Consider the following 20,273-nt stretch of genomic DNA (forward strand, 5'->3'; position numbering starts at 1 on the left):
GGGTGAAACAATGTTTTCTTCTGAAGAAAGAGCAGATTATTTCAAGAAAATCATTGAGAAATTAAAGTCTTGTAATTTGGTTGAAGGAGTAGTGCAATTAGGCTCCGGAGTGAATGGATACAACGACGAGTTTTCCGACATTGACTTGATGGTGTCAACTTATAAGACGGAAAATGTGGAAGCTGCAAAACAAGCAGTTCTCATAGTTCTCGAAGAGTTCAATCCGGTCTATATAAAAGAAAAGCAATTTAATAAAAATATATATCTTTTCATTGCATTCATGGAAAACTCTTTAGAATTCAATATTTCAATTCTGCCAAGTGAGCTATTGAATGTAAAATCTCCTTTATGGAAAGTCGTCGTAGATAAAACTGGAGTGGTATCTCAGAAGATGCATACTGAAAATGAGATTTTTCAAAATCACCCAGACAAATACGGAGTGACGTCTGACATCGCATTTGAGTTCGTTTATTGTGCATTAAATATGGACAAAGAGTTGAGGAGAAATAATTTCATTTATGCACTTAAAATGCTTGAGAATATGAGGGCATACCTTTTGTTGGCTCAAGCAAAAAATGAAAATAAGAAGCTGCATCAATTCAAATCGTATGATACATTGGATCCTTCTTTTATCTCAACTTATCTTTCAACTTATCCAGATGAAATTGCGACAGAAAAATTGATAGCTGCGTCTAGCCGGTTAAAGGGAATTTTTATGGAGATCATCGAGCAAAGCCCCTTTATTACAATTGATCAGAAATTATTTAAAATGCTGAAATAAATGATTGACCTGTCCCTAAGAGGCAGGTTTATAGTGGAAGAAGAAGGAGGGGAGTTATGCTATCGATCGGGAAAACCGCTTATCTTGTCGGGTTGACAACTAAGGCGATCAAGCATTATGAGGAAATCGGACTCGTTCGTCCAGCTTACGTAAGTCCGGAGTCAGGATACCGGTTTTATTCGCAAAAAGAACAGCAACAGCTTATTCGAATACGAACCTTGCGGAACTTCGGAGTATCTCTTTCGGATATTTTGCTTGAGGGGGATGAACAGATGGAATCATTGCTGCTAAAACGGAAGAAGGAAATTGCAGATGAAATTGAAGAGTTGAATGGGAAGATGGAAGGAATCGATCAATTATTAAACGAAGGGGAGAAGAAAATGGAAACACGTATTGTGGAAAGCGAAGGGTTTACAGTGAAAGGGTATGAGGTGAAAGGTCCTGTGTCGGCAATCCCTGCTGAATGGGATCGGTTGAACAAGGTCATTCATGAGGAAGAAGTTATTGCTGAAGAATCATTTGGGGTATGCTTGAGTATGGAAAATGAAATGATCCATTATATTGCGGGACTGAAGGAAGACTTGACAGGCAGTTTTCCGGACACGAAGGAAGTTACCATTCCAGCTGGCAAGTTTATCGTTGCGAAAGTGGAAGGTGGCATTCCGGGAATCCCTGCGACGTATGATGCAATTATTCAAATGGAAGATATTCAGCTTCGCGATTGCTTTGATTTTGAAAGATATGTCCACCCTGTCGGAGCAACGGAAGATATTATTGAGATTTGGATGCCGATTGAGTGAAAGATTTCTGGTCGGGAAATAGCCAACCGAGGATCATGAAAATGATTCCTTTGACAAAGGTAAAGATGGCAAGCCATATCATTGCATGTTTATCCTCCCAAAAGGTAAGTTTTTCATGATAAGGAGTGACGCCTATTTTGGGTATATGATAATGGTCATAATGACTGGCAGCAGCCCACATAAAGATGACAATGCCCAAAACTGAAAAAGTGCACCCGATCCAAAATCTACGTTTTGCAGGAGGGCTTAAATAGATGGCAACAACCATAAACAGCATTGGAATGATCAAGATGAAAAGTATGTAAAGCTTCATGAAAGTTCCTCCTCAATTCATTCTTTAAAGCAATATACGTAACAAAGAGATGCAAGTTTCGAAATATTGGATAATTAGTGGGGTGTGGGGTTCGGATGGAGACACGTATTGAACGAAGAGAGCAATTCACAGTGAAAGGCTATGAAATGAAAGGGGCCGTTACGGAAATTCCGAAGCTATGGGATGAATTGAATGGAAAGATTGCTGAGAAAGGCAAAAGACCTGATGAGTCCTTTGGCATTACATTAGGGATAGAGAATGGAAAGTTCCACTACTTGGCGGGCATTAAAGAGGAATTGGCAAAAGATTTTTCGGATGCAAAGGAACTAACGATTCCGGAAGGGAGATTCATCGTTGCAAAGGTTGAAGGCGATGTAGATGCAATTCCAGCAGCTTTTGATGCATTAATGCGCAATACTGATGTAACACTTAGACATAGTTATGGATTCGAGCGGTATATCCACCCTGAAGGTTCGAAAGAGTATGAAACGGAAGTGTGGGTGGCGATTGAGTAGGTGTAGTAGATCTGGCATTTTGGCCAGATCTCAGACTGTAGACAAAGTATGTTTTTACTTTGTCTACAGTCCTATTAAGGTTTGTAGTCATGAGATAGGTGTTTGCCCAGCTTGGCTTGAAAACGCTTGTCAGACAAGGCGCGAAGTCGAGCGAAGACCCGAATAGAACTTAGGTTCATGAGGGGACGAGCAAGACGAGCAACGCAGTATGCGAGCGTTTGTCAACAAGCTGAGATCTGGCATTTTGGCCAGATCTTTTTCTTTTTCCGTCTTCACCGCTTATTATGAAGAGTTTGTAAGATCATAACAATCGTACGATGAATCCAATTTTCTTTTTAAACGTATAGTAGTAAACTGCATCCGGAGGTTTGTCTTATTAGGGGGTGGCGGATTGAAAGAAATTTACCGAAAGACATCGATTTTCGGATATATTGTCGGTATCGGTTTGCTCCTATTTGGCATTCTTTATTATTTTATTTGGTTTGAAGGGTTTTCAGTGAATGGTGATGATCTCATTCAAGTTGGAATCAGTGGAGTGTTTATGCTTGGAGCGGGATTTTATTTTAAAAATGTGCATGACAAGTTCGTAGAAGTCGATGCGATCGAAAGCGAATGGAATATGGAGGGCATTGGGGAATTAAATTTGAAACGCGTACCATCCATTTTGCCGAAATTCGTCCATGTCGATCATGACGGGCAGCCATTACTTCAAATCCGGCCAAGTGAAGGCCAGCTTCGTAGAGTGTTTCTCTGTTTTCCGATATTGGAAAAAGGAGCGGTATTTCCGGTGGAGTACGATATTTCTACAATGGATGGTGCACTTTTAGCGACTTTTCGAATTCAAAACAGTGTGAAGCAGTTTACGCTGACGCTGAAAAAACCTGATGGCACAGTTATCGGTACTTACATACAGCATTTAACGAAGTCAGCGATGAAAAACCGTGGGACACTTTATCACGCAGATGGCTCAGTATGGCGGCAACTTGAAGCGAACAATATGGCGGGGGATATCGATATATTGGATGAAGAAGGTAGGAGAACGGCATCCTATCGTTATGGTTTGTTTCCATATGCGGCACATCCTGCGTTTCAAAGTACCGCTCATCACGAGCATGTCAGCTTTGGATCACATATTTCTCTTGAGGAAAAACTGTCTTATATCATGATTTTTTTCTTTTGGTTAGCCGTGTAAAAAGGAAATATGCTCTATAAACATACCTAATATGATCTCAGACTGTAGACAAAGTATCTTGTCACTTTTTTTACAGTCTTTTTAAGGTTGGTAGTCGTGGAATAAGTGTTTGTCAACAAGCCGACGATCTTTTCCTTGTTCACAAGATCATGTTAGGTATGTTGCGATATTAGCTAAACATTCCCATTTATTTCATTAATTTCATTGTTTTCTTGTCCGCGCTTTCAACACTTTTAGATTACACGCTTGCCAGTCCAATGATTATACCTAATCAGTTAAAACTACGCCTGTTATCGGATACCCTTTAGTAGGGGTACTCCTTTTTGGGGAAATTCGATCTTAAAAGGACACCATTTTCCCGATACCACGACAAAAACGTCTCTTTTTCAACAACATTCAATATACATTTTGAATTCACTTCGGACTCTAATTTCTGATGCTCTTCAGGAAAGTCGTTTTCTACAAATAATTTTATATAAGGTAACTTTTCTTGTGCTTTTTGGGAACGCAAATTGTCTATTTTGGCACCGGCGAAGACATAGTTTAGCCCTAATTTAGTGAAAGCAATATATAGTATTTCCGCTTTTGCCAATTGATTATAGCCTTGTCCCCAATACGGATGACCGATCCAAGTGCCGATATGGCAAGTTTTTTTAATTGGGTCAATATCTTTAAGCGTAATGACTCCGATCAGTTGGTTGTCCTCATTTAAGATGCATCTCGAGTACTGATTGCCCTGTTTTTCTTGCTCAAGGATAAATTCAATAAAGCCTCTCGTACCCTCTACTGTCGTTTGTTCATCCGTAAGACCCAAAGCATTTTTCACAAGTGGCGAAGATGATAACTCTGACATTCCCTCCGCAAAGTTTAGCTGGTGGGGAACTAGCGTAATTCTCTTCATTGCAATCTTCCTCTCTACGTCTATATAGACTTTCCTATGCTTACTTTGTCAATTCCCACTTCATCAGATTGCCTTCCTGTCCAATTCTTTTCATTCCCAACCTTTCCAACACTTTCATAGAAGCTATATTATCATGCAAACATTCAGCGTTAACTTTTTTCACTTGCCCGGAAGCGAATGCCCATTCCACAAGTGCACGCGTTGCCTCGGTCGCATACCCTTTATTTTGTGCGTCAGGAATGATGCCGTAGCCAATTTCTACGGTAAATTCTAAAGAAGGTTTCCCTTTAAAACCGATGTCTCCAACAATCTGATTCGTTTCTTTTTCAACTACGAAATAGGGACCCCAGCCCAATAAAGAATCGTCGTTTTGAAGCTCGGCTACATGTGCTTTTATATGATCTCCTATGTTATAAGCGCCAGTTGGAATTGTTGATAAACATTCAGGTGTACAAGCGTTCACTTTCAGTCTATTCGTATGGATAATCATTGAATATTCCCCCAAATAAGTTGATGAGTTCATTATACTTCATATTCGTTGCATATTCTATTGAAGTTTGTGTTGACTCCCACGTTACGTCATACTTTATAGTCAATAGTGAAGGGAGGCGAGGAGCAATGAAAGTGAAGGAAGTGGCGGATTTGACCGGTGTGAGTGTGCGCACGCTCCATCATTATGATGCTATCGGTTTACTCGTTCCGGACGATGTGACGGAGGCGGGCTATCGGGTTTATTCCGATGATAATATGACGACCCTCCAGCAAATCCTATTCTTTCGTGAAGTTGGCTTTCCTTTGAAAAAAATAAAGGAGCTATTGGAGAGTCCATCGTTCAACCGGTTGGAAGCGTTCGAGCTGCAGCGCGATATGCTGCTTGCTAAGCGCCGCCAATTGGACGTAATGATTGAGACGATCGACAAGACGCTTCAATCTGAGAGAGGAGAAATGACAATGACGAACGAAGAGAAATTTAAAGGTTTCGACTTCAGTTCGAACCCATACGAGCAGGAAGCAAGAGAACGGTGGGGAGATGAAGCGGTCGATAAGGCGAACAAAAATGTTGCCCAGTTTGGCGAGAAAGAACAGCAGGAGATGAACCGTATTTATTCTCAACTTGCGGAACTTCGCCACGGCGATCCAACTTCGAAGGAAGCACAAGATGCAATCGGAGAATGGTATACGTTTTTGAATAAAATTGCCCATTACTCACCTGAAGCATTTGCCGGTTTAGGTGAAATGTACGTCGCAGATGAGCGCTTTACGAAAAACATTGACCAGTTCGGGAAAGGGTTATCCGTTTTCATGCGCGATGCAATGAAAGCTTACGCGGAAAGAAACTGAACAATTTTGGCGGGGGAACAGAAATCTGTTTCTCCGCTTTTTTAATGCATCTACTTAATTTGATTCGCGATTGGTCGATTGCAGGGAAATAAATTCAGGAGGAAGCAATAGCAATGTCCTTAACGAAAATGCTGCTTCTTGACAATCAATACTAATATGTATTACTATATACCGGTAGTTAGTGTTACTTAATACCGGTGCTGCAAATGCCTAATATACTGAGTACTAAAAATATAAATGAAATAAAAAAGGAGGACAAAGTGGATAATATTACAGAAATGTTGAAAGGAGTGCTTGAAGGTTGTGTACTTGAGATCATCAGCCGCGGTGAAACTTATGGCTATGAAATCACACAACAACTTCGTGAACTCGGTTTTACGGATGTAGTTGAAGGCACAGTTTATACAATTACTATGCGGCTTGAGAAAAACAATCTGGTCGACATTGAAAGAAAGCCGTCCAACATGGGACCACCAAGAAAATTTTACACACTTAACGCAGCGGGTCGAGAGCAATTAGAAATTTTTTGGAGAAAGTGGGAATTTGTTTCAACCAAAATTAATGAACTCAAAACTAAAATGAAATCGAAAGGGGAAATAATATGAATATTTTTGAGAAGGTTATCGGAAGTCTGGATGACAAGCGGGAATGGAAGGCGATGGAGGCGCGCGCAAAGGCATTACCAAGTGAGTACCGTAACGCTTACAAAGCTATCCAAAAATATATGTGGAATGCTGGCGGACTGAAGGACATGAGCCGTATTTTTGGCGGTATACTTGACCTTTTTGAAGAAGGTGCATCAGCAGGTAAGAAAGTCATTGACCTAACGGGTGAGGATGTGTCCTCCTTCTGCGACGAACTAATGAAAGATACGAAGACTTGGAAGGACAAATATCGTGAGAAGTTGAACGATAAGATTCGTCGTGAATAGATCGAACTCCTCTTAGGCTTTGACTAGTATCGAAACCAAGGACGCAAACTTTAAAACAGCGTTCGGTTATGCTTTGTTTTTATGACATTCTAATTCGTGCCCTTTTGAATGAAAAGACTATTTGCAACGATATTTGGATCGCGTTTGCTTGGTGTGTCGGCATCATGGTAATTGCATACTTCATCGTCAGTCAAGTATTTAAACGCCTGTTAGGGTAAGCATTCTATTTTAGGATTATCCATAAATAGGCTGCTGCAATGAATGAGGAAATTCCGGAAATTCGCGTAATCTGTGTAATGGTGTAGCTCCATCACTTAACCAAAGCGAGGTTTCCGTGCATGTTTAGAAGAGTTGTGGATAATAATAAACTAACGACTTATATTCGAGGGTTATCTTTATTATCTGCATTCTATAATGGGTGCTATTCCGAATTAATAATAAATGTCCAATTTCTTATTTAAAGGTATTGGACTTTTTATATGTATTTTTGGTGCAATAAAATAGGTTCAAACAACTCCTAAAGTGATTGTTTAGCAATTATACGCCTTTCTTAAGTAATTGCCTATGAATTAGCAAAATTCCATATAGACGTTCTCACCAAGTTGGCGTATTGTTGAATAAATGAGAAAACGGGAGTGATTGGAAATGGACGCGAAGGAATTTTGCGAGCGATATGCAGTGGAGCGGAAAGGGACGAATTCGTTGAAGTGGGATGCGTTAAAGGATCGTTTTGGTGATCCGGATTTGCTTGCAGCTTGGGTTGCAGATATGGAATTTAAAGCGCCGGAAGCTGTCTTGGACGCGTTGCAGCAACGAATTGCACATGGCGTGTTCGGTTACTCCTACGTTCCGGACTCCTTTTATGAGGCATTTATTAAATGGGAGAAGGAGCATCACGGCTATACAGTCGAAAAGGAGTGGATCCGCTTTTCAACTGGCGTCGTTACTGCGCTTTATTGGTTCGTCAACGCTTTTACGAAGATAGGCGATGCTGTCATACTATTGACACCCGTTTATTATCCTTTCCATAATGCAGTGAAGGACAATGGCAGGAAATTGGTAACTTGCGAGCTTGTGAATGAAAATGGAAACTATCATATTGACTTTGATGCATTCGAAAAAAGCATAATCGACAATGATGTAAAACTGTTTATCCAATGCTCGCCTCATAATCCAGTCGGCCGTGTCTGGACAGAAAAAGAATTGAAGACGATCCTATCCATTTGCAAAAAACATGATGTCCTTGTCGTTTCTGATGAAATTCACCAAGACCTCGTCATGGAAGGACATCAGCATATCCCTTCGGCAATCGTTGGTGGGGGAGCATTCGCACACAACCTTATCACTGTAACGGCTCCTTCGAAAACGTTTAATTTGGCGGGTCTGCTTACATCGCAAATTATTATCGAGAACGACCAGCTTCGTACACAATTTGATAACTATGTGAAAACAGTGAACCAGACAGAAGTGAATATACTTGGACTGACTGCTGCTGAAGCGGCTTATCGGCATGGGCAGCAATGGCTAGATGGGTTGTTATCTGTTATTGAGCATAATTACAATCATGTAAAGCGACATTTGAATGAACAGGCGCCCAATATACTAATTTCTCCTTTAGAAGGGACGTATTTGATTTGGCTCGATTTAAGGAATGTCATCGATGCAAATCAGACAAAGGAATTCATCCAAGACCGTTGCCGGATTGCTGTCGATTTCGGGGAATGGTTTGGCGAAGAATCGAAAGGTTTCATTCGTTTAAATATGGCGACAGAGCCACGATTTGTAGAGCTTGCCGTTGAAAATATCCTATCCAATTTAGAGGATTTTGCAGTCGTCGGTAAATCATCTGAATAAGCTTTTTAAATAAAGCTATTTGCTTGAGTGGCAAGTGTCTTTTTGACTATTGAAAATCACATTTTTACCCTCTGTTCGGCTGTTGCCAAATGTGTATTAATATAATACGATGAAAACAAAAACGAACGGAGGGGCACGAAATGATGCATGTAATTGTCGGCAGGACGATAGGCAATGACAAGATTATCAAGCGACTAAGAGAACAAGGAGAAGTTGACATTATCGTTATCGATGATGAACATGAAGGACCGCCTATGTATGACGGGGACGTCGTCATTTATTCTTCAAAACAAGCGGAAGCTTTTTTAAAGGATAATAAAGACGTCAAATTCCACTCATACAAATGCCGACACCCGCTCATGAACATAGAGCATTATGAGTTCTAATTTGCAGATTGATTAAGAATTATGCCGCAGCATCCCTTCCTTGTGCGAACAAATTGAAACTTCACCCAACAGTCAAACGTATATATAGATAGAGAGAGTAAGAAATAGCTTCCTAAAACCTAAGACGTAGATGATTTACATCTGTAGACGGTTTAGCTTCCCATAAAGATTGTACATACTTGTAGAGAGAGTAGTTAGGGGTTGAATGAATGGGAAAAACAATCTATATCGTTTTGACGGCAACCGGTACAATGCTATCGAAAGCTATTGGCGTGTACACGAGGATGGACTTGAATCATGCATCGATCGCTTTCGATGAGCAGTTGAACGAGATCTATAGCTTTGGCCGGAAGCAGCCGAACAATCCGTTTAATGGTGGTTTCGTCCGCGAGAATGTTGCTGAGGGAATTTTTCATAATGCAAGCTGTGCAATCTATCGATGTGAGGTTTCCCCCGAAGCGTATGAACGAATCCGAAAAAAAATTATCCAGTTCCAATTAAATCAAGAGAAGTATAAATATAACTTCATCGGTTTGTTTGGTGTCTTACTGAACAAAGAAATTAAAAGAGAGCATGCTTATTTTTGTTCTCAATTTGTAGCGACTGTTATGCAGGAAAGTGAAAAGCACCGTCTTACGAAAACGCCTTGCTTAACGATGCCGCATCATTTGACGACATTGCCTCATTTACAGCCGGTTTATGAAGGCGACTTGCAGACGTATTTAAGGATGACAAGGGGAACAGATACAATTCGTCCAATGCGGATGAGCTTGTTGAAAAGTCTTGCATTCCGTATATTAGCTTGATTGAAAAGCTCCACGATAGGGGGCTTTTTTAATTTCTCAAATTGTTTTGAGATACATTTCCTTTTCGCATTTCGCAACCATTCATGCGATAATGGGTAAAATAAGACATAGAGGATGACAAGATGACGAAAACAATAGATGTGCAAGTAAATGCACAAAGTATCGCTGCTTTTAAAAAAGGTTACCCGCTTATTTTGAAAGATGCAGTTGTTAACCCGGAAGTGCTTCAAGAGGAAGGAAGCTTCATCCGCCTTGTCGACCAGTATAACCATTTCATTGCTAAAGGTTATTATGGCAATCAAAATAAAGGGATTGGCTGGGTTTTAACGCGCAAAGATGAAGCGATCGACTTTGACTTCTTCGAATCAAAAATGGCTGCTGCTTTTGAAAGAAGGAGATCGTTTTTCAAAGATAGCGATACGACTGCCTATCGAGCATTTAACGGAGAGGGCGATGGCATCGGCGGTATGACGATCGACTATTATGACGGATATTATATGGTTAGCTGGTATAGCGAAGGCATTTATTCCATGAAGCATCATGTTTACGGCGTGTTGGACAAGATAACCGATTATAAAGCAATCTACGAGAAGAAACGTTTTGACTCGAAAGGGCAATATATTGAGCAAGATGATTTCGTGAAAGGGACCATAGGTGATTTCCCGATTATTGTGAAGGAAAATGGCATGAACTTCGCTGTAGATTTGAACGACGGTGCGATGACGGGTATTTTTCTCGATCAGCGGGACGTTCGGAAGGCGATTCGTGATCGTTATGCGGAAGGGAAGCATGTGTTAAATACATTTTCCTACACAGGAGCATTTTCAGTCGCTGCAGCGTTAGGCGGCGCGACGAAAACGACGAGCGTTGATTTGGCGAAACGAAGCTTGCCGAAAACAATTGAGCAATTCAGCGTCAACGGAATTGATTACGAAGCACAAGATATTAAAGTGATGGATGTTTTTGATTACTTCCGTTATGCAAAGCGGCATGAATTGAAATTTGACATGGTCATCCTTGACCCACCAAGTTTCGCGCGTTCGAAAAAGCATACATTCAGCACCGCGAAGGATTACCCATCCTTACTGAAAGACACGATCGCGATTACTGAGAAAAAGGGCATCATCGTTGCTTCTACTAACAACGCAACATTCGGCATGAAAAAATTCAAGTCTTTCATTGAAAAAGCATTTACCGAAACAAACACGAAATACAAAATTTTGGAGGAGTCTTCTTTGCCGAAAGACTTCAGAACAAACCGCGACTTCCCAGAGTTCAATTATTTGAAAGTCGTTATTTTGCAGAAGCTATCATAAGAAAGGAAGCCATCTTTGAAATGGAGGTGGCTTTTTGTTCGTTTGATGAAGTTGGAGGTATCATATCGACCGATCGCAACGCAAAATGCTCGCATCACAACGCAGCATAATCCAGCGGCACACCACAACTCCATAGCCTTTTCAACATCAAAAAGTCCAAAAACTGTTTCGGATCATTCGATTCCAAAACAGTTTTCAGCTTATAACTGATTCAGTTCATCGTTCAATTTATTCGCTTGCTGCTTGAAGTACAAGTAAAAGGATAGCCAAATGATTGCGTAGAATACGATGAAGATGCAAAGCATAGTGATGAATCCTTTTATTGTAAACGGCACCCATCCGATGACGAAGGCGGCAATGAAATATAAGACGGTTACGGATAGGAAGTGTAAAGCGGTTTGCACGGGCAATGTCAGTTTTTCATTTTCGAACAGCAAAGGTGTTACTGTGAAAAACCAGCCGCAAAATACGGTACCTAATGCATTTTTAGAAAGTATGGCAGCGTCTAACACATCGTTATTGCCTACGTGGATGACGAGCAAAATCGTCAATAGTGCTAGAAATGAGCCGAAGAAGATTCCTAATATGCTTCTAATGAAAAATGTCTTCATCCATTTTTCCTCCTGTTCATTTTCAATGCATCTTTAATGGCGCTTACGTAAGTTCTCGATACGTATTCCTTCGCGCCTGATTTGAAGTGGACGCATAATGTTCCGTTGAAGGAAGCTTCGAAGCGGCTCAGTTCGTGCAAATTTGCAATGACTGATTTGGACAGTCGAATGAACTTCGTAGATGGCAGTATTTCCTCCAATTCATATAATTTCTCTTTCAAAGAAAAGGACCCTTGCGAGGTGACAGCAACGACTCCTTCTTTTTCCGTATGAAAATAATGAATCTCATCAGGCTTTAAAATATGTTGCATTTCACCATCGCGCCCAACTAAAAACTCGGTCCGTTTTCCTTTCAGAAAATCAACAATTTCCTTTATGGAATCATCCACTTCATTGCAATGGATGGTTACTTTAGGTTCCTCATATAGCTCATCAATGTCGAGTGTAACTTTCATTTTGTGTATCCTCCCCCAGGTTCCTATTAACAGGATACCATTTGAAAGAAGATCTTAGGAGTCTATTTGCAAGATTCAAAGTAACGAGCGAAATCACTATAAGGATCAAAATATAGCCGATCGCTACGAACGTCGTCGTGCCCCATTCCAACTGTCCGTTCCAAACGGCAATGAAAAGTTGATTCATATGATAAAGGGGATTCAAATTAGCGATTACTTGCACAAATTTTGGCATCATGTCAATCGGCATCGCGAAACCGCCTGTAAACAACACGACTTGGAAGATGACGATCGAAAAGACGAGAGCACCATTCATACTTGTGAATAAAGCGTAAATCGCTGACGAAATGATGAGCAATGCAGCATTGAATAACAGGAACACCCCAAATGACAAGACAAAATTGATTGGTTTAAAGGAAAGATCGTAAGCGATCATTCCAATGAAAAATACAAGGAAATAGCCGATACTCGTAATGATAAATGACTTTAAAATGTTGGATAGCAGTAATGTACGTTTCGGGACTGGCGATAAATTAATACGTTTTTCAACTCCGGTCGTCCGATTCATCACTTGATCGAAACCGAAAGCGAAGAAGACGACACCGAATGTAATGAGCAAAATGAATGAAGGTGTGTACGTTTCTGCATAACTGAGATTGCCTGCATAGGTGGCATCCCCGAACAGTTGCCCCATGAACAAGTAGGTAGCTGGTGGAACGATGATCGTGAATACCATATAAAAAATTTCCCGAGTAAACATGAGCAAATCGTACTTTAATTGTGTGAGTAGCATGTCAAGTCCTCCTTATATAGACACTTTTGATAAGTAAAAGTCGTTAATGGATTTATAGCCGGCAGACAAAATCCCTTCCGTCGAATCAAACACTTCATTGATGCCTTCATTCAACAGCATCACTTTATCGCAATACAGCTCAACTTCGTCCATATTATGCGTTGTCAAAATGACCGTGCCGCCTGTTCGCTTGTTGTAGTCAGTTATATACGTCCAAAGCATATTTCGCATATGCGGATCAAGGCCGGTCGTTGGCTCATCTAAAATGAGCAGTTTTGGTTCGGATAAAAAAGCGATTGCCAAACTAACAATTTGCTTCCATCCACCCGATAGTTTATCGAAATACTTTTTTCGATGAGGCTCTAACTTAAAATCTTTTATGATCTGCTCAACGTCCATAGATGAGTTGTAATATGCTTTGAACAGTTTCAGCAGTTCAACTACCTTCAAGGTTTTATAAAACTGCGTCGGTTGCAAAACGGCTGATATGTTTTTCCGTAGATGTTCAATCTGTTGCGTCGATAAAGTGCGCAATTCTGAGCTCAACACCTTCACATCCCCTTCATCATAAGGCTTCAGTGTCATCAATATTTCTAAAAAGGTTGATTTGCCCGCACCATTTTTGCCGATGACCCCAATAATTTCGCCTGCATTCGCATTAAAATTAATTCCTCGTAAAACGATATTTTCCCCATACGCCTTTTGTAAATTATTAACGTGTACAATTTCCATTTCAACATCCCTCCGCCGCTGTTCTTTGTTACTGTTACTATATCCGGATCAGTCGTAGCGGTCTGCCGTTTTTCGATGACCGGCATATTTTTGGATGTCAGTTGCGTAAAAGCGCCAGTCAGATGCATGAGTGGAAAAGGAGATGACAAAGTCATTGTAGAAATACCTTATGGAGAGGGGTGGCACGATAGTTTCATTGCACCCGATAAAACGAAGCAAATTGAGGATCTCTACGAAAAAGAGCATTATTTCACAAGAGAATTATGGAGTGGCTATGTGCACACGATAATTCGATTTTTCGGAAAATAATAGGCTTGCAAGGGAACCACATCGATGAAGAATTCGTCACAGAGAATCATGCAATAGCAATGTACGAACCATTTCTTATATACGAGGAGGGCGGGAAATGATTATTATGATCAACGGCACATTCGGCGTCGGCAAGACGTCGGTAGCAAATGAACTGCTCCGCAAACTAAATGGAGCAATGCTGTTCGACCCGGAAGTGGTCGGGTTTATGCTGCGCCATATTATACCGGCTGATATAAAGTTGGAGAGCGAGAAAACAGGGGATTTTCAAGATTTGAATATGTGGAAGCCGTTGACGGTAGAAGTCGCGAAGCAGTTGCGAAAGACGTATGGTAAGGACTTGATTGTGCCGATGACGATTTATAATAAAGATTATTTTGATGCAATTCATAGCGGATTTATGCAATTCGATTCGGAAACGTACCATTTCTGTCTGACGGCGGATAAGGAAACGATCCATAATCGTCTTCGTGAACGGGGTGAGGAAGAAGGGAATTGGTGCTTTGTGCAAACAGATAAATGTCTTGCAGGGTTTGAAGATCCATCTTTCGGACAATTCATATCGACAGAAGATGTTGGCGTGAGAGAAATTGTAGAATTCATTTGCAAAGAAATCGGAGCAAAGTCCGTATGTTAGGTTTAAATAAAGATGTTGTCGCCTTAATGCCGCATGACGAGGAATGGAAGGCATTATTCGAGCAGGAGAAACTGTTGTTGGAATCGCTCATCGGTAAGCATGTCGTCGATATCCAGCATATCGGGAGCACTGCGATAGCAGGGATTGCGGCGAAGCCGATGATCGATATCCTCATCGGTGTACGCTCGATGGATAATGTTAAACATTTCGATAAAGACAAACTGAAGGATGCCGATATTTACCATTTAGGGCGGGTGGAAATCGAAGGGAAGGCAGTGTTCGCCAAGTTCTCCAATTTGGATGAATTGACGAAGACCCATGTTTACCATGTTGTGGAATATGGCGGTGACTGGTGGAAGCAACATACTTTTTTCAGAGATTATTTGAATGGGAATCCTGATGTCGCCCGAAGATATGAATCGTTGAAAAAGGGATTGACGTTGCAATACCCAGACAACGAGCGACAATATACGGATGCTAAGAAAATGTTTGTGGATGAAGTGCTAAAGTTGGCCGAGATGTGAACAAGTATGGCAAGAAAGGGGTTTGGTGTTTCCTGTGAATAGTATGATTCCACACCATATTGCAATTATGATGGATGGAAACGGCCGATGGGGAAAGCGAAAAGGGCTTACTAGAAGCCAAGGGCATTATGCCGGATCCAAAACGATGGAAAAGATAATTATGGACTCTTTAGATATCGGAGTAAAGGTGCTAACCTTGTATGCATTCTCCTCTGAAAATTGGAAGCGGCCAGAAAAAGAAGTTCACTATTTAATGGAGCTACCTGTAAAATTTTTCAAAGAAAAGTTACCGAAATTCATGGAAAACAATATAAGAGTTCATGTTTCAGGAGATATTGATAATTTGCCAATGCGCACTAAATTAGCCGTTCAATCATCGGTAAACGAAACGAAAAATAATGATGCTTTAATTGTTAACTTCGCATTAAATTATGGTGGAAGAAATGAAATCCTATTTGCCGTAAAAGAAATTATTGAGGGAATAAAAGAAGAAAAGTTATCAATAAGTAGTATCAATGAAGAACTAATCGAAAATTATCTTTACACAAAAGGATTACCGGATCCGGAAATTATTATTCGAACCGGTGGCGAGAAAAGGCTTAGTAATTTTTTGTTATGGCAATCCTCGAAGTCTGAACTATGGTTTACAGACACTTATTTTCCGGACTTTAATAAAGCGTTATTACTACAAGCAATTCGTGAAGTTCATAAAAGAAAAAAACGATCAAATACGGATATGTAAAGTTGGTTTTTTAAAATGATAAATTTTTTTAGATTACGGTCAAAACAATCGTGTATTCATCCAGAGAAAATGTCGGAGCTTACCATTATTAGAGCAGTAAAACAGCTTGTCCACTTTGGTTGGCAGCAAGCGCTATCGTGTTTATTTCCAGTCGTTATTTTCGCTTCATTAGCGTTGACAAAAATTATTCCTCTCCCATTTTTGCCGCGTTATGACTGGCTTCTACTCATTTGCATTTTCATGCAATGGTGGATGTTGCGTTCAGGGCTTGAAACGAAAGATGAACTAAAGGTCATTACGTTATTTCACTTAATTGGGCTGACTCTTGAAATTTTCAAAGTAAATATGGGTTCTTGGTCTTATCCGGAAGAAGGGTTTTTCAAAATTTTTGGCGTCCCTTTGTATAGCGGGTTCATGTACGCAAGTGTTGCGAGCTACTTATGCCAAGCGTGGAGAAGGCTCGATGTCAATCTCAATAAATGGCCACCGTTCTTTGTCGTTGTGCCCCTTGCGGCAGCGATTTATTTGAACTTTTTTACGCACCACTTTTGGATCGACATTCGTTGGTGGTTATCGGCGCTTGTCATTATCGTCTTTTGGCGGTCATGGGTGAACTATAAAGTGAATGGCGTCCAGTATCGGATGCCAATTGCTCTTTCATTCGTCCTAATCGGTTTTTTCATTTGGATCGCTGAAAATATCGCAACGTTCTTCGGTGCATGGCAATATCCAAACCAAGCCGATGCATGGAGTCTCGTTCACCTTGGAAAAGTTAGCTCATGGCTATTATTAGTGATTGTCAGTTTTCTCATCGTGGCGACGTTGAAGCAAGTGAAAGGAAAAAACCTGTAAGCTGCCGAATAAACTTAACAAACACTTTACATCATACTTTGTCCCTATAACTTATAATCATAATTGACTATAGTTTTTTGTTAAGGGGATGCATTGATTTGAGAATGACAGTCGGAAAAAAGCTATGGGTTGGATTTCTTGCAATACTATTTATTGTGATCGTCGTCGGTGCGTCCGGATTATGGGCTTTATCCAAATTGGATGCAGATTACCGTTATTTAATTGACGACAAAATACAAAACGTTGTGTTGTTGGAACAATTATTATCTGCCCAGCATGCCGATGCTAAAAACATCCGAGGCTATATCATTTACCAAGATCAATCGTATATCGAACAAAGAAATGAAATTATGGTTGCCATTAAGGAAAAAATAAAAGCATTAGAGAAAGCGATCCATACAGCTTCCGCCCGTACAATTTTGAAAGAGGCGAAGGAAACGTCTAAAAGTGCTGAGCAAATTAGTGAACTGATTGTCCGAGATGTACAAGCAGGGAATATAGAAAGTGCCATGAACTTGGCAAAAGAGGTTTCGTTTTATCAAGATGGAGTTTCTGCTAATCTTCAGCAGCTAATTCAACAACAGGAAATAGAGCAGAAGAATACTGAGGATCAGCTGCAAAGTGTATTGAAATGGATATATGTACTTATCGGAGGTTTAATCATCGTTGCTATTATTGCAAGTATTGTCATTGCTAAAATCGTTAGCCGTAGCATTGCTATGCCAGTTAGAACAATGACCACTTCTCTTAAAAGATTTGCGCGCGGGGATTTTTCAGCTGGACCGATTGCAGTGCACAATCAAGATGAAATAGGTGAAATGGGTAGAGCGCTGAATGGCATGGCCGCAGACTTAAAAGGAATGCTATCAACAGTAAGAGAATCCGCCTTCCAGCTCGCAAGCAGTGCCGAGGAATTATCCGCAAGCTCGGAAGAAAGTCTGGCTGCTTCAGAAATAGTAGCGAAAAGTACTGAACAAAGTTCAATCGCTAGTGATCTGCAAGTAGAAAAAGTGACGGGTGCCCATCGGATCTTGAATGAGATGTTAAGTGGGATTGACCACATTAGTGCTGACAATGAAAAAGTGCAAGCGGAATCAGAAGAAGTTGCTGTTCTCGTCTCGGACGGTGCTTCGCAAATGAGCCATTTTACGAATCAAATTGAGAAAATTAGTGACACATTACAAAGTTCTTCTGAAATGATTAGACAACTATCTATCCACTCTGAGAGCATTCGACAAGTTACATCTGTCATTACGACGCTATCAGAACAGACGAATTTATTAGCGCTGAATGCAGCAATTGAGGCAGCAAGAGCGGGGGAACACGGGCAAGGTTTTGCTGTTGTAGCGGAAGAAGTCCGCAAGCTTGCCGATCAATCTAAGCATTCCGCTGTACAAATTGGCCGGATGATTGATGAGATGGCTCATGATTTGGAAAGGGCAGTCGTAGGAGCAGAAAAGGGAAGCGGCTATATTGCTACAGGGAGAGCGTTATCAGAAAGTACGAAGAATGTATTCCGTCAAATTGAAAATGCGACACGCCTTATGAATGGCGCCATTCAAGATGTATCGGAGAAAATGAAACAAGTTAGATTGATGACGGATATCGTTTCTGCCGATTCATTACAGATCCAACAAATCGCTTTGCGAGCACATATGGAGGCCCAGTCTGCCAATGCTGCAACAGAAGAGCAATTATCCGCAAACGCCGATATTGCGCAAAACGCACAAACATTATCAACCTTATCTGATCGACTGTTAGGAGAAGTGAACAAGTTTATTGTTTCGGAATAGGAGAGGGGATTGAATGGGCGTAATAAAAAATAGGGTTGTTATGGAAACCAACGATAAAGGATATTTATTATACTCTGAAAGTTTTATAGGTGCGTATACAAGAGGAAAAACACGGGAAGAAGCACTATCTAAATTTCAGCTTGAGATTCAAAGATATTGTAAATGGGCAGGTATCGATTTTTCTCCATATAGTATTGTTGAATCGATCATTGTCCAAACTGAAAAAAGCGAATTACGTATCGAGGAAGCTGATTCAGAGGTCATTTTTCATTCCGAAAAAGCCCCTATGTTAGAGCGGGATTATGAAATGTTAAAAAGCCGGGCATTAAAATCTGCGAATGATTTTCAAATCCTTTACGATTCCATTTTGCATAAGGATTATGCGCCTCAAAAGGAAAGACTATCATTTTATGGGCCAGTACCTTCTACCGCAAAGCAAATGTATGACCATACGAATTATGTAACCAATTATTATGTAGGGGAAATTGGAATAAAAATGAAGAACTTGGATAACATTTATGAAAATAGAATTCAAGCGATTCAAGCAATCGAGGATACGGATCGTTTTTTGGAAAATAAAACGTTCAATGGTAGTTATGGAGAGCAGTGGTCACTTCGAAAAGTTTTGCGAAGGTTTATTTGGCATGATTGCATTCACGCAAAGGGAATGTATCGAATGGCTACGAAAAGATGGGGAGAGGAACGCATTTTAAATCCGTTCTACTTTTGAATCCAATATCGAATATCTTATAAAGGAAAACGCTTGATTGGTTGTCAGCTCAAGCGTTTTTTATCGTTCAAAGTACCAATGATAGGATTTCGTCATTACTATATCAACTATTTAGTCAATTTTATATATAGTTTTAAGAAAAAGTACTTGTGGCGAAAAATGAGTTATGAAACGAAAAGAGGATTCAGTGACTGTTGACATGCCTACTTGTAGTTCTTTGTATTTGTTTCATCACAATAAAAAAATAACCCAGCCTTGAGCAGAATCATTTAGGATGGGTTACCTCCTCATAAGAACTTACTATGCCAATGGCAGTTCAATGTTGGCGAATTAGATGTTCTCTTAGACTGGCATTTATTATCTTCCCACGCCTATGCAACGATGGAATCAACAACTGTAACTAGACATCCGACTCAATAATATGATTCGTATCATGCATCGGACTTTCGTAGGCGATCAATGTGACTCCTAATTCTTCTTCAAACTCGATTAAAGATTTTAGCTGTTCATCACTTAGTTGGGCGAGAGGTGTGTTTTCAGGTGTCATACGTTCACTTCCTTAGAAAATTTATAATTAGGGTATCCAAGTGATAAGGGAATATGCAAATGTTTATTGCGATAAAAAATCCACATTAGCCCTACTGAGCCATGTGGATTTGCAGAAGTATTTTATTTTTAAATTACCCAACTTGCCAAGGACGATTCACTTTTGACTTTTTCACCAACTGTTTGGGACATAGTTCAGCCCTTGTCATTCGTTGAGGCTCCATTCCTTTTTCTATCCGGGAACTTACTTCTCTGGATAGAGAGTATAGGTTAGGTGCTAAAAAGACTCTTGTAGATTGTTGATTGCAGTTTGGGCATTCTGTTTTTTGTTTATTGCCAGCCATGGTCTTAAAGAACAATGTAAATTCGCCGCAGTCTTTGCATCGGAATGTGTAGCTCGGCAAACTAATCCC

At 40.4% G+C, this 20,273-nt stretch carries 26 protein-coding genes and 1 pseudogene; 18 read left to right on the forward strand and 9 right to left on the reverse strand.

The features are described from left to right. The first annotated feature begins 10 nt into the window (after window positions 1-10). Together ACFQ38_RS10270 and ACFQ38_RS10275 are read left to right on the forward strand one after the other, a co-directional pair. A complete protein-coding gene (locus tag ACFQ38_RS10270) occupies window positions 11-781 on the forward strand; it encodes an aminoglycoside 6-adenylyltransferase (RefSeq protein ID WP_381480668.1) in 771 nt (256 codons plus the stop codon). Window positions 782-837: 56 nt separating this feature from the next. Then, on the forward strand, window positions 838-1,581 hold the full coding sequence (locus tag ACFQ38_RS10275; protein WP_381480670.1) for a GyrI-like domain-containing protein: 744 nt from the start codon (window positions 838-840) through the stop codon (window positions 1,579-1,581). On the opposite strand, the gene ACFQ38_RS10280 is transcribed toward ACFQ38_RS10275, so the two are convergent. Beyond that, window positions 1,553-1,894 carry a hypothetical protein gene (locus ACFQ38_RS10280; RefSeq protein WP_381480672.1) on the reverse strand — a complete coding sequence of 114 codons (342 nt, stop codon included), beginning with the start codon at window positions 1,892-1,894 and terminating at the stop codon, window positions 1,553-1,555. The two genes, ACFQ38_RS10275 and ACFQ38_RS10280, sit on opposite strands and share 29 nt — an antisense overlap. Before the next feature lie 95 nt (window positions 1,895-1,989). Here ACFQ38_RS10280 and ACFQ38_RS10285 point away from each other — a divergent pair, with 95 nt between their 5' ends. Beyond that, on the forward strand, window positions 1,990-2,409 hold the full coding sequence (locus tag ACFQ38_RS10285; RefSeq protein ID WP_336824698.1) for a GyrI-like domain-containing protein: 420 nt from the start codon (window positions 1,990-1,992) through the stop codon (window positions 2,407-2,409). A gap of 391 nt (window positions 2,410-2,800) precedes the next feature. Then, entirely contained in the window at window positions 2,801-3,601 is an 801-nt protein-coding gene (locus ACFQ38_RS10290; RefSeq protein WP_336824697.1) for a hypothetical protein, read from the forward strand. A gap of 304 nt (window positions 3,602-3,905) precedes the next feature. Here ACFQ38_RS10290 and ACFQ38_RS10295 read toward each other — a convergent pair whose 3' ends face one another. Further along, window positions 3,906-4,502, reverse strand: coding sequence for a GNAT family N-acetyltransferase (locus ACFQ38_RS10295; RefSeq protein ID WP_381480675.1), 597 nt, complete (start codon window positions 4,500-4,502; stop codon window positions 3,906-3,908). A gap of 40 nt (window positions 4,503-4,542) precedes the next feature. Continuing rightward, a complete protein-coding gene (locus tag ACFQ38_RS10300; RefSeq protein WP_336824695.1) occupies window positions 4,543-4,992 on the reverse strand; it encodes a GNAT family N-acetyltransferase in 450 nt (149 codons plus the stop codon). Between the two features lie 128 nt (window positions 4,993-5,120). On the opposite strand from ACFQ38_RS10300, the gene ACFQ38_RS10305 reads away from it, so the two are divergent. The 8 genes and pseudogenes from ACFQ38_RS10305 to ACFQ38_RS10340 all read left to right on the forward strand — a co-directional run bounded on the left by ACFQ38_RS10305 (window position 5,121) and on the right by ACFQ38_RS10340 (window position 11,136). Beyond that, entirely contained in the window at window positions 5,121-5,843 is a 723-nt protein-coding gene (locus ACFQ38_RS10305; protein ID WP_336824694.1) for a MerR family transcriptional regulator, read from the forward strand. A 260-nt stretch (window positions 5,844-6,103) separates the two neighbouring features. Further along, on the forward strand, window positions 6,104-6,448 hold the full coding sequence (locus ACFQ38_RS10310; RefSeq protein ID WP_336824693.1) for a PadR family transcriptional regulator: 345 nt from the start codon (window positions 6,104-6,106) through the stop codon (window positions 6,446-6,448). Next, window positions 6,445-6,774 (forward strand): DUF1048 domain-containing protein, encoded by a 330-nt coding sequence (locus tag ACFQ38_RS10315; RefSeq protein ID WP_336824692.1) that lies wholly within the window; start codon window positions 6,445-6,447, stop codon window positions 6,772-6,774. Before ACFQ38_RS10310 ends, ACFQ38_RS10315 begins: the two co-directional genes overlap by 4 nt. A gap of 92 nt (window positions 6,775-6,866) precedes the next feature. After that, window positions 6,867-6,992: pseudogene (locus ACFQ38_RS10320) on the forward strand (ABC transporter permease); the annotation flags it as partial. 427 nt (window positions 6,993-7,419) lie between these two features. After that, window positions 7,420-8,628, forward strand: a complete 1,209-nt coding sequence (locus tag ACFQ38_RS10325; protein ID WP_336824691.1) for a MalY/PatB family protein — start codon at window positions 7,420-7,422, stop codon at window positions 8,626-8,628. Between the two features lie 140 nt (window positions 8,629-8,768). Continuing rightward, the gene (locus ACFQ38_RS10330) at window positions 8,769-9,014 is read left to right on the forward strand and encodes a hypothetical protein (protein ID WP_336824690.1); all 246 of its coding nucleotides are present in this window, start codon (window positions 8,769-8,771) and stop codon (window positions 9,012-9,014) included. A 209-nt stretch (window positions 9,015-9,223) separates the two neighbouring features. After that, a complete protein-coding gene (locus ACFQ38_RS10335; protein ID WP_336824689.1) occupies window positions 9,224-9,820 on the forward strand; it encodes a hypothetical protein in 597 nt (198 codons plus the stop codon). Window positions 9,821-9,942: 122 nt separating this feature from the next. Continuing rightward, complete coding sequence (locus ACFQ38_RS10340) at window positions 9,943-11,136, forward strand: class I SAM-dependent rRNA methyltransferase (protein WP_336824688.1); 1,194 nt, start codon at window positions 9,943-9,945, stop codon at window positions 11,134-11,136. 200 nt (window positions 11,137-11,336) lie between these two features. Here ACFQ38_RS10340 and ACFQ38_RS10345 read toward each other — a convergent pair whose 3' ends face one another. Genes ACFQ38_RS10345 through ACFQ38_RS10360 form a run of 4 tightly spaced genes read right to left on the reverse strand, consistent with a single transcriptional unit; the run spans window position 11,337 to window position 13,727 of the window. Continuing rightward, window positions 11,337-11,747 (reverse strand): DUF3021 domain-containing protein, encoded by a 411-nt coding sequence (locus ACFQ38_RS10345; RefSeq protein ID WP_336824687.1) that lies wholly within the window; start codon window positions 11,745-11,747, stop codon window positions 11,337-11,339. Next, the gene (locus ACFQ38_RS10350; protein WP_336824686.1) at window positions 11,744-12,202 is read right to left on the reverse strand and encodes a LytTR family DNA-binding domain-containing protein; all 459 of its coding nucleotides are present in this window, start codon (window positions 12,200-12,202) and stop codon (window positions 11,744-11,746) included. Before ACFQ38_RS10350 ends, ACFQ38_RS10345 begins: the two co-directional genes overlap by 4 nt. Then, window positions 12,180-12,995, reverse strand: a complete 816-nt coding sequence (locus ACFQ38_RS10355; RefSeq protein WP_336824685.1) for an ABC transporter permease — start codon at window positions 12,993-12,995, stop codon at window positions 12,180-12,182. Before ACFQ38_RS10355 ends, ACFQ38_RS10350 begins: the two co-directional genes overlap by 23 nt. Window positions 12,996-13,007: 12 nt before the next feature. Continuing rightward, complete coding sequence (locus tag ACFQ38_RS10360; RefSeq protein WP_336824684.1) at window positions 13,008-13,727, reverse strand: ABC transporter ATP-binding protein; 720 nt, start codon at window positions 13,725-13,727, stop codon at window positions 13,008-13,010. Window positions 13,728-14,133: 406 nt separating this feature from the next. Between ACFQ38_RS10360 and ACFQ38_RS10365 the strand changes: the two genes are divergently transcribed. The 6 genes from ACFQ38_RS10365 to ACFQ38_RS10390 all read left to right on the forward strand — a co-directional run bounded on the left by ACFQ38_RS10365 (window position 14,134) and on the right by ACFQ38_RS10390 (window position 19,314). After that, window positions 14,134-14,673, forward strand: coding sequence for an AAA family ATPase (locus tag ACFQ38_RS10365; RefSeq protein ID WP_336824683.1), 540 nt, complete (start codon window positions 14,134-14,136; stop codon window positions 14,671-14,673). After that, window positions 14,667-15,197, forward strand: a complete 531-nt coding sequence (locus ACFQ38_RS10370; RefSeq protein WP_336824682.1) for a GrpB family protein — start codon at window positions 14,667-14,669, stop codon at window positions 15,195-15,197. Before ACFQ38_RS10365 ends, ACFQ38_RS10370 begins: the two co-directional genes overlap by 7 nt. Before the next feature lie 43 nt (window positions 15,198-15,240). Then, window positions 15,241-15,939, forward strand: a complete 699-nt coding sequence (locus ACFQ38_RS10375) for an isoprenyl transferase (RefSeq protein ID WP_336824719.1) — start codon at window positions 15,241-15,243, stop codon at window positions 15,937-15,939. Between the two features lie 87 nt (window positions 15,940-16,026). Continuing rightward, window positions 16,027-16,791, forward strand: a complete 765-nt coding sequence (locus tag ACFQ38_RS10380; RefSeq protein WP_336824718.1) for a DUF817 domain-containing protein — start codon at window positions 16,027-16,029, stop codon at window positions 16,789-16,791. 104 nt (window positions 16,792-16,895) lie between these two features. Then, entirely contained in the window at window positions 16,896-18,584 is a 1,689-nt protein-coding gene (locus tag ACFQ38_RS10385) for a methyl-accepting chemotaxis protein (protein WP_381480770.1), read from the forward strand. Between the two features lie 13 nt (window positions 18,585-18,597). After that, a complete protein-coding gene (locus ACFQ38_RS10390; protein ID WP_381480684.1) occupies window positions 18,598-19,314 on the forward strand; it encodes a hypothetical protein in 717 nt (238 codons plus the stop codon). A 400-nt stretch (window positions 19,315-19,714) separates the two neighbouring features. Here ACFQ38_RS10390 and ACFQ38_RS10395 read toward each other — a convergent pair whose 3' ends face one another. Both ACFQ38_RS10395 and ACFQ38_RS10400 read right to left on the reverse strand, forming a co-directional pair. Continuing rightward, window positions 19,715-19,861 carry a hypothetical protein gene (locus ACFQ38_RS10395; protein ID WP_336823844.1) on the reverse strand — a complete coding sequence of 49 codons (147 nt, stop codon included), beginning with the start codon at window positions 19,859-19,861 and terminating at the stop codon, window positions 19,715-19,717. A gap of 133 nt (window positions 19,862-19,994) precedes the next feature. Then, window positions 19,995-20,264 (reverse strand): zinc ribbon domain-containing protein, encoded by a 270-nt coding sequence (locus ACFQ38_RS10400; RefSeq protein WP_336823843.1) that lies wholly within the window; start codon window positions 20,262-20,264, stop codon window positions 19,995-19,997. Between the last annotated feature and the right edge of the window lie 9 nt (window positions 20,265-20,273).

It is taken from the genome of Sporosarcina contaminans, assembly GCF_042679045.1.
In the GTDB taxonomy this organism is placed as follows: Bacteria; Bacillota; Bacilli; order Bacillales_A; family Planococcaceae; genus Sporosarcina; species Sporosarcina contaminans.